The sequence below is a fragment of the Paraburkholderia sp. UCT70 genome (assembly GCF_050434085.1).
Lineage (GTDB): Bacteria > Pseudomonadota > Gammaproteobacteria > Burkholderiales > Burkholderiaceae > Paraburkholderia > Paraburkholderia tuberum.
This window is the reverse complement of record NZ_JBNPVZ010000003.1, coordinates 940,496-952,718: the sequence shown is the minus strand read 5'-3', so window position 1 is coordinate 952,718 and position 12,223 is coordinate 940,496. Positions and strand designations below refer to the sequence as shown.

The 12,223-nt window shown below is 60.0% G+C and carries 11 protein-coding genes and 4 pseudogenes; 7 read left to right on the top strand and 8 right to left on the bottom strand.

What is annotated here, in order from left to right; translation table 11 throughout:
• Positions 1–35 precede the first annotated feature (35 nt).
• From OKW41_RS22345 to OKW41_RS22330, 4 genes are all read right to left on the bottom strand, one after another.
• The gene (locus OKW41_RS22345) at positions 36–788 is read right to left on the bottom strand and encodes an SDR family NAD(P)-dependent oxidoreductase (protein ID WP_429573972.1); all 753 of its coding nucleotides are present in this window, start codon (positions 786–788) and stop codon (positions 36–38) included.
• A 19-nt stretch (positions 789–807) separates the two neighbouring features.
• Positions 808–1,551: an SDR family oxidoreductase gene (locus OKW41_RS22340; protein ID WP_429573971.1), complete on the bottom strand. Its 744-nt coding sequence runs from the start codon at positions 1,549–1,551 to the stop codon at positions 808–810.
• Between the two features lie 301 nt (positions 1,552–1,852).
• Positions 1,853–2,041: a putative quinol monooxygenase gene (locus OKW41_RS22335; RefSeq protein WP_429574361.1), complete on the bottom strand. Its 189-nt coding sequence runs from the start codon at positions 2,039–2,041 to the stop codon at positions 1,853–1,855.
• Between the two features lie 60 nt (positions 2,042–2,101).
• The gene (locus OKW41_RS22330) at positions 2,102–2,824 is read right to left on the bottom strand and encodes an IS6 family transposase (RefSeq protein WP_429573970.1); all 723 of its coding nucleotides are present in this window, start codon (positions 2,822–2,824) and stop codon (positions 2,102–2,104) included.
• Between the two features lie 195 nt (positions 2,825–3,019).
• Between OKW41_RS22330 and OKW41_RS22325 the strand changes: the two genes are divergently transcribed.
• From OKW41_RS22325 to OKW41_RS22310, 4 genes are all read left to right on the top strand, one after another.
• A protein-coding gene (locus OKW41_RS22325; RefSeq protein ID WP_429573966.1) for an IS630 family transposase occupies positions 3,020–4,014 on the top strand; the annotation gives its coding sequence in 2 pieces (ribosomal slippage) (positions 3,020–3,485 and positions 3,485–4,014; 996 coding nt in all).
• A 366-nt stretch (positions 4,015–4,380) separates the two neighbouring features.
• The gene (locus OKW41_RS22320) at positions 4,381–4,524 is read left to right on the top strand and encodes a hypothetical protein (protein WP_429573969.1); all 144 of its coding nucleotides are present in this window, start codon (positions 4,381–4,383) and stop codon (positions 4,522–4,524) included.
• Between the two features lie 577 nt (positions 4,525–5,101).
• Entirely contained in the window at positions 5,102–6,169 is a 1,068-nt protein-coding gene (locus OKW41_RS22315) for a hypothetical protein (RefSeq protein ID WP_429573968.1), read from the top strand.
• A gap of 145 nt (positions 6,170–6,314) precedes the next feature.
• Positions 6,315–7,535 (top strand): porin, encoded by a 1,221-nt coding sequence (locus OKW41_RS22310; RefSeq protein WP_429573967.1) that lies wholly within the window; start codon positions 6,315–6,317, stop codon positions 7,533–7,535.
• Between the two features lie 341 nt (positions 7,536–7,876).
• Here OKW41_RS22310 and OKW41_RS22305 read toward each other — a convergent pair.
• Positions 7,877–8,098 (bottom strand): annotated as a pseudogene (locus OKW41_RS22305) (helix-turn-helix domain-containing protein); the annotation flags it as partial.
• Between the two features lie 243 nt (positions 8,099–8,341).
• Between OKW41_RS22305 and OKW41_RS22300 the strand changes: the two are divergent.
• From OKW41_RS22300 to OKW41_RS22290, 3 genes and pseudogenes are all read left to right on the top strand, one after another.
• Positions 8,342–9,336, top strand: a protein-coding gene (locus OKW41_RS22300; protein ID WP_429573966.1) for an IS630 family transposase whose coding sequence is annotated in 2 segments (ribosomal slippage) — positions 8,342–8,807 and positions 8,807–9,336 — 996 coding nt in all. Because the reading frame shifts where the segments join, the coding sequence is not laid out codon by codon here.
• A 60-nt stretch (positions 9,337–9,396) separates the two neighbouring features.
• Positions 9,397–9,600, top strand: a pseudogene (locus OKW41_RS22295) (IS5/IS1182 family transposase); the annotation flags it as partial.
• Positions 9,601–9,647: 47 nt separating this feature from the next.
• Positions 9,648–9,797, top strand: a pseudogene (locus OKW41_RS22290) (IS5/IS1182 family transposase); the annotation flags it as partial.
• Positions 9,798–9,969: 172 nt separating this feature from the next.
• Here OKW41_RS22290 and OKW41_RS22285 read toward each other — a convergent pair.
• From OKW41_RS22285 to OKW41_RS22275, 3 genes and pseudogenes are all read right to left on the bottom strand, one after another.
• Positions 9,970–10,953, bottom strand: coding sequence for a LysR family transcriptional regulator (locus OKW41_RS22285; RefSeq protein WP_429450028.1), 984 nt, complete (start codon positions 10,951–10,953; stop codon positions 9,970–9,972).
• 388 nt (positions 10,954–11,341) lie between these two features.
• The gene (locus OKW41_RS22280) at positions 11,342–11,623 is read right to left on the bottom strand and encodes a DUF4148 domain-containing protein (RefSeq protein ID WP_429573965.1); all 282 of its coding nucleotides are present in this window, start codon (positions 11,621–11,623) and stop codon (positions 11,342–11,344) included.
• 412 nt (positions 11,624–12,035) lie between these two features.
• Positions 12,036–12,197: pseudogene (locus OKW41_RS22275) on the bottom strand (IclR family transcriptional regulator); the annotation flags it as partial.
• Between the last annotated feature and the right edge of the window lie 26 nt (positions 12,198–12,223).

Here is a 12,223-nt window from a genome sequence, read left to right as displayed (position 1 = left end):
GTTAGCCGCTACGGTCAAAATTTTGCTCATGGTGCTTATGTCAACACCTGGCCGCCGTCGACCACCAGGGTCTGGCCGGTGATCCAGCCCGCGTGCGAGCTGGCGAGAAACAGCACCGCGCTCGCGACCTCCGCGGGCGTCCCGAGCCGGCCGAACGGAACCGAACGCTGTATCCGTTCATACAGCTCGGGATCGGAAGTCTTGCGCTGTTCCCACGCTCCGCCGGGAAACTCGATCGAGCCGGGCGCAACCGAGTTGACACGAATCCGATCCGGCGCAAGTGTCAATGCATGGGAAGCCGTGTAGTGCACGACCGCAGCCTTGATCGCCGCGTAAGACTGGGTGCGTGGCGACGGACGCAACGCCGAGATGGACGTCACGTTGACGATGGCAGCGTTGGCCGACTGCCGCAGGAATGGAAGTGCAGCATGACCCGCGCGCACCGTTGCCATGAGGTCGACCTGGATGCCGGCCTCCCAGCCGGCTTCGGTATCCCCGCCTCCGAAACCGGACGCGTTGTTGATCAAAATGTCGATACCGCCGAGCGCATTGCCGGCGCTCGCAATGTAAGCGGTGATCGCCTCGCCGTCAGCGAGATCGCAAGCTGCGGTGTGGACCGGACGGTCATAGACGGACAACTCGGCCTCGACCGCTTTCAATGCTTCCAGGTTGCGTGCACAGACGGACACGGCGGCGCCTGCCTGCGCGAACCCGAGCGCGATGCTGCGGCCGATACCGCGCGAGCCCCCCGCGACGACGACGCGTTTGCCGTTGAAATCGAAACTCATGTTTTTGCCTCCGGGATCGTTAGACCAGCACGTGACCACCGTCGACAACGATGACCTGCCCCGTGCTAAAGCCCTGCTGCATCAGGTAAAGATACGTTTGCGCGACGTCGCTCGCCTCCCCGACCCGCTGTACAGGCATCTTCCCCGCGATATCGTCGTAGAGACTCTCGCGATCGGCTTTGCTCATGTTGTCCCACAGAGCGGTACGCAAGACGCCAGGCGCCACGGCATTCACACGCAGCGGCGCAAGCTCGACGGCCAGTGTCCGTGTGAGCGACTCGATGGCCCCGAGGATACTGGACAGGATCGTCCACGCAGGCAACGGACGCGACGAGGCCACTCCGCTCGTCAGGGTGATGGAGCCGCCCGCGCGAATGAGGGGAGCCGCATATTTAACGGCCTTGAGCGCACCCCAATAGCGCACCTCGAAGGCCCGATGCGCGGCTTCGATACTAAGCTCAGCGAGGGTTTGCAGGAACAATGATTCCCCGGCCGTGTAGACGAGGTGGTCTAGCGCTCCGATGCGTGCAAAAAACGCGCGCACTTGCTCCTCGTCGGTGAAGTCGAGTGACTCGCCGCGCGTGCCTTGAGGCAGGCGCTCAAGCGCGGCCGCGACACGCTCCGGCCTGCTCGAGGCGATGATCACTTCAGCTCCGGCATGCGCCGCAGCTTCGGCTACGGCAAAGCCAATTCCTGACGTGCCCCCGGCCACCACGACCCGGCTTTGCTGAAGAGTAATGCTGGTAGATTGGTTGTTACCCATGCTTGAAGTTTCCCTGAGAGAGCGGTCCACGCGGTGGTGTCCAACGTAACGCAGCACGTGCTGCCGAACCACAGATCGATGCGCTACCGCGGTGGCGTCCGAGTGTACGAGATTTGCCGCAATTGCGTTGAAGGCGCCACGCGGACAGTACATGTGTCCGGATCAACGCATTCGGTGGACCAGGATGACGTGAGCCTTGTCACCGCAAGCGCGACAGTCCGCCGGCGCGCTTAGTCGTGTTGAGCGGGGGGCACGTCGAGGTGTCCAACGAGCAAATCACCCTCGGGCGATGGAACATCGCTCAATCATTGAGTAGCGCCTCGAGTATCGTCACGTCGAGCGGCTGTGCGACCAGCGGTGCCAGTTCGCGAACCAGTTCCTTGAAGTGCTCGGTGCGCTCGTGCTCGGCGAGCGCTGCGCGGCTTGCCCAGCGCTCGAAGAAGACGAAACGCTCGGCGCGATCGAGGTCGCGGTGCGGCGTATAGAGCAGGCAGGGTTCTGTCGCGCTAACGATTACAGCTTGAGTAAAGCGTGATATCAGTAGGACTACTTACACTGCCAACGAGTAGAATTGTTCGGCTGTAGTCGAGGCGACGCCATCGTCACACAACTGCCCCTTGCGGATCATGTGTGCGATCTCTATGCCAGACAGGATGATGCGCGCACAGCGGAAAGCCTTGAACCCCAGCATCGGTTTGATGATGCGTTTGATGGCACGGTGATCCTGTTCGACGACGTTGTTCAGGTATTTGTTTTGACGGACCTTGATCGGTGTTAAACGCTCGGCATTGAGCGCTTCAAGCGCAGCCAGATTCGCGCCGCTGCAGTCCACGGTGATTGTCTCGGGCTCGCCGTTCTGTTCAATCGCCTTCTCGAAGTAGCGGCGTGCCGCGGCCTTGTCCCGATGGGCGCGCAGCAGGAAATCCACCGTGTTACCTGTTTTGTCGACGGCACGGTACAAGTATTTCCATTGACCTTTGACCTTGACGTAGGTCTCATCGACGCGCCAGCTTTTGCCCACAGGCCGTTTGCGTTTGCGGAATGCTTTTTCAAGCACCGGCAGCAGCTTGATAACCCACCGGTGCACGCTCGAATGATCCACCTCAATACCCCGCTCGGCCATCATTTCCTCGAGGTTACGTAGGCTCAGTGAGTACGCCACGTACCACCGCACGCACAGCAGGATCACGTCCAGCGGGTAGTGCAGCCGCTTCAGTACCTTGCCAATGCCAGCGGGCAGCGTCTTGCGTGGCGCCTTCGTCTTTGCCATCATGCTTCTCATGCGTTGCGGTCGACGGATTTTACTTGACCGCGTTAATGCGACAAAACCAGTAAAAGCCGCGATGAGTTCGTCGAACGGGGCGCCTACGTCGGCGAGTGATCGTTTTATTGATTTTTCCGTAAATCATGACAACCGTTGAGTGTCTCAAGCGTTATATTTTCAGGACGGTCCTGGAGACAAGTTGGCATGGCGCAAAGGCGAATGAGCGAAGCAGCAAAGAAGCGATTGAAGGCGGGTCGGCTGCTGCTGGCGGGCAAGGGCTGCGCCGAGGTGGCGTTGGCGGTGGGTGTGGCTCGGCAGACGGTGTACACATGGAAGCGGCTGCTTGATGAAGGCGGCATCGATGCGCTGCGAGAGGTGCGCGAGCGAGGGCGCCCGGCCCAACTCGATGAGCAACAGTTGGCGGCTGTTCGCGCCGCCCTGCTGCAAAGCCCCGTCGAGCATGGATTTGGCACTGAACTGTGGACTCTCAAGCGTGTGGGCGCGGTCATCGAACGCATGCACGGCATTCGCTTTGGCCAGACGCAGGTTTGGCGCATCCTGGGCTCACTGGGCTTTAGCCCGCAAAAGCCCGAGAAGCGGGCCATCGAGCGCAACGAGGATGCCGTGCGCAACTGGAAGCGCCGCACCTGGCCGGCCCTTAAAAAAAAGCCCGACGAGAAGGCCGGCTGATTGTCTTCGTGGACGAGTCCGGCATCAGCGAGCGCCCGACCAGAGTCCGCACCTGGGCGCCCAAGGGACAGACGCCCATCATCCAGTTTCACTTCAACTGGAATCACGTCTCGGTCATCGCCGGGCTCACGCGCACCAACTGTTTGTTCCGGCTGCACGAGGGGAGCATCAAGAAGGAAGAGATCGTCCAATTCCTCAAGGCGCTCAAGGCCCACCTGAAGCAGCCGCTGCTGGTGATCTGGGATGGCCTGAAGGCGCATCGCAGTCGTTTGGTGCGCGAGTACCTGGACCGCCAGGACGGACACATCCAGATCGCGTTCCTGCCGCCGTACGCGCCGGACATGAACCCGGTCGAATACCTGTGGGCCTGGCTGAAGCGCCACGCGCTGGCCAACTACTGCCCCAATGATCTCGGCGAACTGCACGCGAGCGCCCGCAACAAGCTCAAGAGCGCTCAAAAGCGGCCTTCGATCATTGCCGCTTGCTGGATGCAGGCTACGCTGTGGTGACGTCATGAATTATGGAAGTCTCAATAGTACGTCGACATCGGTGTTGCGCCCCTTCACCTTCTCCATATCCGCGCCTCGCTCGATTACGTTGCCGATCCAAGCCCGTTCCCGCACCAGTCGACGGTTTCGAAGACTGGGAAGCCTCGCGGCACTCCTGGAGTGGCTCGCCATCCCCGCTTTCCCGCCGCGCCAGCCGATCGCGCGTCCTGCAATGCGGCCGATCGCCGAGGCGCGTCCTATCGACCGCTTCGACGCCGAGCAAGCTGCACCTATCTGGCCCGCCACGCCGCGCGCCGACATTCCCGACGCAGGTCGCATTGCCCGAGATCGTCGCACCCGTTGCCGCCGCTCCTGCGCATCCCTGCGATGCTCGTCGCACCGATCCTGAAGAAGGCGGCGAAGCGCGCGGCGCATCAGCGGAACAAGCCGGCCGTCCTTCAGCCGTCGAAACTCGCCGTGACATGCGCCGCATACATCAAGGTCATGTACGACGTCGGGGCGGCCAAGTGAAGGCCCTGGGCATCAGCCGATGCCGAAATCTTGCGGCGCATTCCGCAACGGCGCGCAGAGACGGACGCCAAATTCACCGAGCATGAGGTCGCTCGGGCGGTTGCAGACCATGTCGAGGCGATCGGCGTTACGGTCATTGAGCCGCCCAAACAGAAGCCGGTCGTATGGCCCTTCCGCGTGTGTACGCGACCGCAACGGCTCTATGGATGTGTTGCACCTAGTCGACAGTCGATACACGGCTTCACAAAACCGCCTTATTTCGGGTAGCAGTCGCCACGTTGGCGGCGCTGTGAAAGCCCTGGACAGAAAGCGGCACCACTGACCATCGAGCAATTCAGTGTTTCGCGATTTGCGCGCGGACTGCAAACATATACTCGCTCCCTCCCTTAACAGGCAATTGCTGTCAGCCCCACCGGCTACACAACCTCAGTTGTGCTTCTCAAATCTTTGCTGTTTCTCCGATCTCCATTTTCGGAATTGATGCGTCACTCTGAAAGTACGCGGCAAGTGTGCTCTTGCCGCTTGTCCGCGACTTCTCGGCCGGGCCTGCTCACAACCTTTCATCATCGAAGTGCATATGATCCAGAAAAAACTTGTCCTTCTTTCCAGTCTGGTGGCGACGCTCTCCGCATGCGGTGGCAACGGATCCTCGACGACCGCGGCAACACCGGTTCCCGCTTCGGTCACCGCCGCTCAGACGGGCTACAAGATTTCGGTTTTTGCCAAGGCGCCCGGCGCGCTTTTGCCGGATGACCTTGTCCAGCACGGCAGCAACATCTTCGCTGTCGCGCAGGACAGCAATAACAATCCGGACGGAACCAGCGTTGCTGGCACGTCCCCGCAGAGCGAAGTTATCGAATACGATCTGAACGGAAATGTCGTCAAGACTTTCAACGTCCCGGGCCACCCGGACGGCATCATGGAGTTCGATTCACATACGGTGTGGGTCAGCACCAATGAAGACGCGGACCCGCTTCTGATCGTGATCGACACCGCGGCCAATACCCAGACAACGCTCTCTCCCGACGCTCCCACCGCACATGGTGGCGGACTCGATGACATGAAGATGCTCGGTGGGGTCGCGTATGTGAGCGCATCACATCCCACCTTGGGACCCGCTACCGCAACGGCGCCCAAAGGCGTGAGTTCGGTTCCTGCGGCTTACACCATCACCCTGAATTCGGACAAGAAAACGTTTCATCTGACTCCGGTACTCATGGGCAACGCAACGGCGACCAATATCCCGACGAACACGCCAGTCGTGCTTAACATGACGGATCCGGATTCGATGGCGACCGACCCGGCCGGGAATCTGGTTGTCGATAGTCAGGCTGACTCCGAGTTGGTCTTTGTTAAAAATCCAGGAGCAAGCCAGTCGGTGAGCGTGCTGCCGCTCACGTTGTCCAACAACCCTGCGGCGGTGGATGACACGCGCTGGGCGCCTTCAGGCAATTCGTTCATGTTGCTATCGGACAATAAGACGCAGTTCATCTATCGCATCGATGCAACCACGGGCTTTACTGCCGGAACGGCATATAGCGCGGGTTCGGGCACGCTCTTGCAGCTCAACACATCGACGGGAGCAATGACGCCGGTCTATACCGGGATGGGTTCCCCGCACGGAATGATTTTTGTGGGTCAGTAATCAGCCGGTTTCTATTTTTCCGTCGCACACCATCAAGTGCGCGGATAGGCGGCCAGGCGTTAGCAGTCGGCGAATGCCATTGACCGGCCGCTTCTCGCCGATCTGCCTCTGTTTGCGAGGCGTCATTGAATTACGGAGACTTCTAATGAAGCACAAAGTATTGTTTGCAGCGGCGCTTGCAGCACTCGGCACGACTGCAGCCCATGCGCAAAACAGCGTGACACTGTACGGTTTGCTGGATGCCGGCATCAGCTATAGCAACAACACCGGCGGTCATAGCAATGTCGCGTTGAGCAGCGGCATTATGCAAAGCAACCGTTGGGGCCTGAAAGGCGCCGAAGATCTGGGTGACGGCCTGAAGGCCGTATTCGTCCTGGAAAACGGCTTCGCGCTGGGCAACGGAAAGCTCGGCCAGGGCGGTCGCGAATTCGGCCGCAACGCCTATGTCGGCCTGTCGAGCAATACCCTCGGCACTCTGACCGTAGGTCGTCAGAACGAATTCATGTACGACTACGTCAGCCATATGTCGTTTGAAAACTTCAACGGCGCAGGCGGCAATGTCTTCGCGCACGCGATGGACAACGACAATATGATCGGTACGTTCCGCGTCAACAACGCGGTGAAATACCAGAGCCCGAACTACTACGGCCTGACCATCGGCGGCTTGTATGGCTTCTCGAACCAGGCCGGCGGCTTCGCGAACAACCGGGCATACAGTTTCGGCGCCATGTATAACAACGGTCCGATTACGGCAGCGTTGGGTTACACGCAAATCAACAACAACCTCGCTGGCTTGGGCTCGGTCACCAACGGTTCAGTCACCAACACCGGTGGCGCTGTCGATAGCAGTGCCGCCAGCACCAGCGCTGATGCGGCGCTCACCGCAGGGCGTCAGCGCACCTTCGGCGGCGGCTTGAACTACACGTTCGGCCCGGCTAACGTTGGTTTTGTGGTTACGGACACCAGGCTCAACAATGCAACGGGGTTCACCACTGGCGCCACGCCTTTGTCGCTTGCGAACTCCGCAAATGTTCATTTCACGAACTACGAATTGAACGCGCACTACAGCCTGACCCCCGCGTTGACGCTGGGCGCGGCGTACACGTACACCAATGGCAAGTTCAGCAACGCTCAGAACTCGGCGTCGCCGAAGTGGAACCAGGTCAGCCTGTTGTCGGATTACAACCTGTCGAAGCGCACGGACGTGTACGCGGTCGCCAACTGGTCCCACCTGAGCGGCGGTCTGACTCCGGCACAGGGGGGCGCGGGTCTGGCTGCATTTGAAGGCGCAAGCTCTTTTATCGGCGGCATTGCGTCAACGAAGAATCAGGTGGTGGTGGGTGCCGGTATCCGCACCCGCTTCTAGGCACTTGAGAGTTGTTGATCTAAGAGAGGCGCCGTTCGCGGCGCCTTTTTATGTAGTGATGCCGGCGGCGGAACAGGAAACCGTTTCGCCAGAAGCTCGGCGCCGCAGTCGGCCTGACCGCCCCATATCGTCCCCGATGACCCACGCCGTCCAGTGTATCGGCTGGCCGCGCCAGCGCACTGACTTCCTTCGCTGCGTGTAATTGGGTGTAATTGGCCTGGCAGTGGTTAACGTGCTGCTTGCGGCGAAGCACCCGATGAAGACCGCATCGACTTCATGCAGGCACCTTCGGTGCGAGCGTGCCGGGGCGCGAGCGGCAGTCCGCTGCATCCACGAGCGGTTGAATCCAGCCGGTTGTTGCTGGGCTTCGCGCGCCGGCGCGTCACGAGACCTTCCGGTCCATGCTCGCGCAACCGGCCAACGAGGCGGCGAACCTGCCGCGTCGTTAGCCTGAGCCGTTCTGCCGCGCGCCACGGCTTGAGTTTGCCGTCGGCAACGTCCTGAATGACCTTGAACCTGTCCAGTTCGCGCATCGTCATCGTGATCCGATTGCTCGCAGCCATCAAAGCCTCCGCGCCGGAACGCCGGTGGCCGGTCAGCTCACGCTGCGAAAAGCGGACATTTGAACTTGGCTAAACAGTCGAATCTGAACAAACCGGAAGCCCTTGTGTGGTGAGGCTCTACGGCCGAAATGCTGTTGTGGAAATTGCAGGGACCTGGCATATTATTGATTTTTCCGTAAATCATGACAACCGTTGAGTGTCTCAAGCGTTATATTTTCAGGACGGTCCTGGAGACAAGTTGGCATGGCGCAAAGGCGAATGAGCGAAGCAGCAAAGAAGCGATTGAAGGCGGGTCGGCTGCTGCTGGCGGGCAAGGGCTGCGCCGAGGTGGCGTTGGCGGTGGGTGTGGCTCGGCAGACGGTGTACACATGGAAGCGGCTGCTTGATGAAGGCGGCATCGATGCGCTGCGAGAGGTGCGCGAGCGAGGGCGCCCGGCCCAACTCGATGAGCAACAGTTGGCGGCTGTTCGCGCCGCCCTGCTGCAAAGCCCCGTCGAGCATGGATTTGGCACTGAACTGTGGACTCTCAAGCGTGTGGGCGCGGTCATCGAACGCATGCACGGCATTCGCTTTGGCCAGACGCAGGTTTGGCGCATCCTGGGCTCACTGGGCTTTAGCCCGCAAAAGCCCGAGAAGCGGGCCATCGAGCGCAACGAGGATGCCGTGCGCAACTGGAAGCGCCGCACCTGGCCGGCCCTTAAAAAAAAGCCCGACGAGAAGGCCGGCTGATTGTCTTCGTGGACGAGTCCGGCATCAGCGAGCGCCCGACCAGAGTCCGCACCTGGGCGCCCAAGGGACAGACGCCCATCATCCAGTTTCACTTCAACTGGAATCACGTCTCGGTCATCGCCGGGCTCACGCGCACCAACTGTTTGTTCCGGCTGCACGAGGGGAGCATCAAGAAGGAAGAGATCGTCCAATTCCTCAAGGCGCTCAAGGCCCACCTGAAGCAGCCGCTGCTGGTGATCTGGGATGGCCTGAAGGCGCATCGCAGTCGTTTGGTGCGCGAGTACCTGGACCGCCAGGACGGACACATCCAGATCGCGTTCCTGCCGCCGTACGCGCCGGACATGAACCCGGTCGAATACCTGTGGGCCTGGCTGAAGCGCCACGCGCTGGCCAACTACTGCCCCAATGATCTCGGCGAACTGCACGCGAGCGCCCGCAACAAGCTCAAGAGCGCTCAAAAGCGGCCTTCGATCATTGCCGCTTGCTGGATGCAGGCTACGCTGTGGTGACGTCATGAATTATGGAAGTCTCAATAATGCGTGAATCCTGCAATTTCTGACGAGGTGCGGATGGGTCCGAAGACGCCTGTGACGGAGGGAGATTTCTTCCGGCAACCGCTTCGCGAACAGATCAACCTGAAGCATCCGTTGATGCGCCTGGCTGACCTGATCAACTGGGATCGGCTGGGCGTGGCGATGTGCGAAAGCTTCGTGTCGCGCAAGGGGCGACCGGCGACATCGCCCAGGCTGATCGCCGGTCTGCTGTATCTGCAGCACGCATTTGACCTGTCCGACGAAGAGGTCGTCTGGCAATGGGTGGGGACAAAAACAAACTCTACGCACTGCATGCGCCAGAGGTCGAGTGCCTGGCAAAAGGCAAGGCGCGCACGCCGTATGAGTTCGGTGTGAAAGTGTCGATCACGACGACGCACAAGGAAGGTCTGGTCGTTGGCATGCGCTCGATGCCGGGCTTTGCGCCAGCGCGGCCATCGGGACGATCGTGCAACCGATCGCTGCGCCCGTAATGAGGAGTCGCTTCATGAGTGTAGATTCCTAAGGTTTGCTTGAGTACCTCGCCATGATCTAGCTCGCGCGCCGGTGCGCGGAGCCGGGATCTGACGAAAGGTATTTGCACTTTAGGACCTACAAAATACCCGTCCACTGCAGTTCAGTATTGCTGAAATGGTGTTGTGCTGCTCCCACGGGAACGACAGTTTCGCGCTTGTCTTCAGGTGGATTCTGGCGATAACGTTCTACCACGAAATCGACAAAACTGCGGAGCGCCACCGCCATGTACGGTTGTCCGGAATAGAGCACCCACACTGTCCGCGCGTCGCCGCACAATTCGATGTTTTCGAACACTGGCTTTAATGAGCCGTCTGCCAGCTCACCTTGAATGAGCGAGCGCGAAAGCCGGGCGATGCCGAGGCCCGCCTGGACTGCGCGCTTTATGAGCAGTGGGTTTTGCATGCTCAGAATCGGCCGTACCACTACGCGCTGCGTGCCATGCTTGTCACGAAACTCCCAGTAACGACTCGGCGCGTCCGACGCGACCAGCACATCATGCGACGACAGCTCCTCGGGGGTGCGTGGCGGCCGCCGACGTGCGAAGTACACGGGGCTCCCGACAATTACGTCCCGCGTCTGTGCGAGCGGCCGGCAAACCAGCGACGAATCACGCAGGTAGCGCTCGGCGCTGAAGCATACATCGAAGTCTGCCACCGTGACATCGGCCATGTTATCGAATACGGTCAGATGGAACTGCGTACGCTGCTCTTGCACCCGGTACGCCGCTAGTACTTCGGGCAGATCGGTCGAAGCATATAAAGAAGATGCCGCAATACGCAAAGATCCGGCGGGTTGGCCGGCAGCAGCTGCCATGCATTCGTCCATCGCCGCGAGCTGCCTGAGCAGTTCACCACAATGCTCCCGATACAACTGGCCGGCAGGCGTCAGCGACACCCGGCGAGTGGTCCGGTTGACAAGGCGCACGCTGAGATGTTGCTCGAGTACCGCCACGCTGCGAGTGACGACCGAATTCGAGATACCAAGCTGCTTCGCCGCCTCGGCGAAGTTCAGGCAGTCGGCAACCTTGGCGAAAATGCGAACGGAGGCTAATTGATTCATGGAATCGTTTCGCAGCGGTCGGGGGATTTTAGGCTAGCTCGCTCGCGAGCCGTTGGGTAGGAAAGAACAGATTGCCTGCGCATGAACGATGCGCCTCGCTTCACGGCGCGGCCCATTGACCTTACGCTACGTCACACGCATTTCTCCGCCGACAGACCGCGCGGTCTTCCGAAATCGCCGGCTTTGCCGATCCATGTGCGTCCGAGGCGGGCATTGCATGTTTCTTTGTATTCCTTACCCTAATCCTTCTTCACGAGGTCCATCACGTGCGTAGGCGACCTCAACGGGCGCAAGAAGAAAAGCGGAAAGGATTGCTATGTTCAATAAAGTCATCTTCGACTCCACGTTTGACATTCGCGCGCAGACGCAGACATTCCTGGCAGGCTTGTCACTGCACCGTTTCACTGGAAGATTGCGTTGGCGCCGCTGAAACAGGAGATACTTCTTCACCTTTGTGAGTGATCGCATACAGTGCCTTATTGCGTTCAATCGCAGCTTCGCTTGGCGGGTAGTCGTACTTCGGCGTAGGCACCAGACCATCCCGTTGCGCCTCGATGAGTTCCGCGCGAACGTCCGCCCGGGTCTTGCCAGTGGGCTGCGTCTGCGCCAAGGCACTCATCGCGATCGAACACGCAAGGACGCCAATCGCTATATGTGTTGTCTTTTTCACAGTTTTCTCCGAAGTCTCTAAGAATTTGCCAATCGGCCCGTTGATCGGATCTCATCAGGGCATGCCCGACGCAATGCACCGATGAGCCCATTGTCGTCAATTGACGTTGCTCCCAGACTGACAGCCTGATTACGATTTTGATATCTTCTTTCGGTCTTTGGCGATATTGCGGTGTGGGATGATGGCTGCGGACCCTGCCGCAACAAGGCGTTGAGGTAGGGGGCCGAACAAGGTCCGCGCTTACGCACTGCAGAGGACAGGGCAGAGGATAATCATGAACCTTGTTGATCCCCCAACAGGCCCGGATCCATGACGGTCTCTGGCGGGTATGCGACGAGGCGCGTCTTCGCCCGGTAGTCGTCGACCGCGCCGGCGGCTGGCGCGCAGGAAGCAGCTTGCCGATTGACGAACTGTAGAGCGGCCGGCGTAGTCCGACCGGAAAAGACAGCCGGATCGGCTTGCGCGTCTCGATCACGTTGATCGACTCGGCGGAGGGGTCGTCGGCGGCGAGCACGCTCAGTTGCACAATCTCGCCGTTGTCGTTGTAGAGGCCCTGAAGCACCTGGCGCGCCATGAAATTTGTCTTGACGGATGTTTTGA

What these genes read in the sequence shown, in the direction of transcription:
- OKW41_RS22320 (WP_429573969.1), top strand. Translation starts at nt 4,381, where the DNA reads ATGCTCGTCGCACCGATCCTGAAGAAGGCGGCGAAGCGCGCGGCGCAT.
- OKW41_RS22315 (WP_429573968.1), top strand. Translation starts at nt 5,102, where the DNA reads ATGATCCAGAAAAAACTTGTCCTTCTTTCCAGTCTGGTGGCGACGCTC.
- OKW41_RS22310 (WP_429573967.1), top strand. Translation starts at nt 6,315, where the DNA reads ATGAAGCACAAAGTATTGTTTGCAGCGGCGCTTGCAGCACTCGGCACG.
- OKW41_RS22340 (WP_429573971.1), bottom strand. Translation starts at nt 1,551, where the DNA reads ATGGGTAACAACCAATCTACCAGCATTACTCTTCAGCAAAGCCGGGTC.
- OKW41_RS22345 (WP_429573972.1), bottom strand. Translation starts at nt 788, where the DNA reads ATGAGTTTCGATTTCAACGGCAAACGCGTCGTCGTCGCGGGGGGCTCG.
- OKW41_RS22285 (WP_429450028.1), bottom strand. Translation starts at nt 10,953, where the DNA reads ATGAATCAATTAGCCTCCGTTCGCATTTTCGCCAAGGTTGCCGACTGC.
- OKW41_RS22330 (WP_429573970.1), bottom strand. Translation starts at nt 2,824, where the DNA reads ATGATGGCAAAGACGAAGGCGCCACGCAAGACGCTGCCCGCTGGCATT.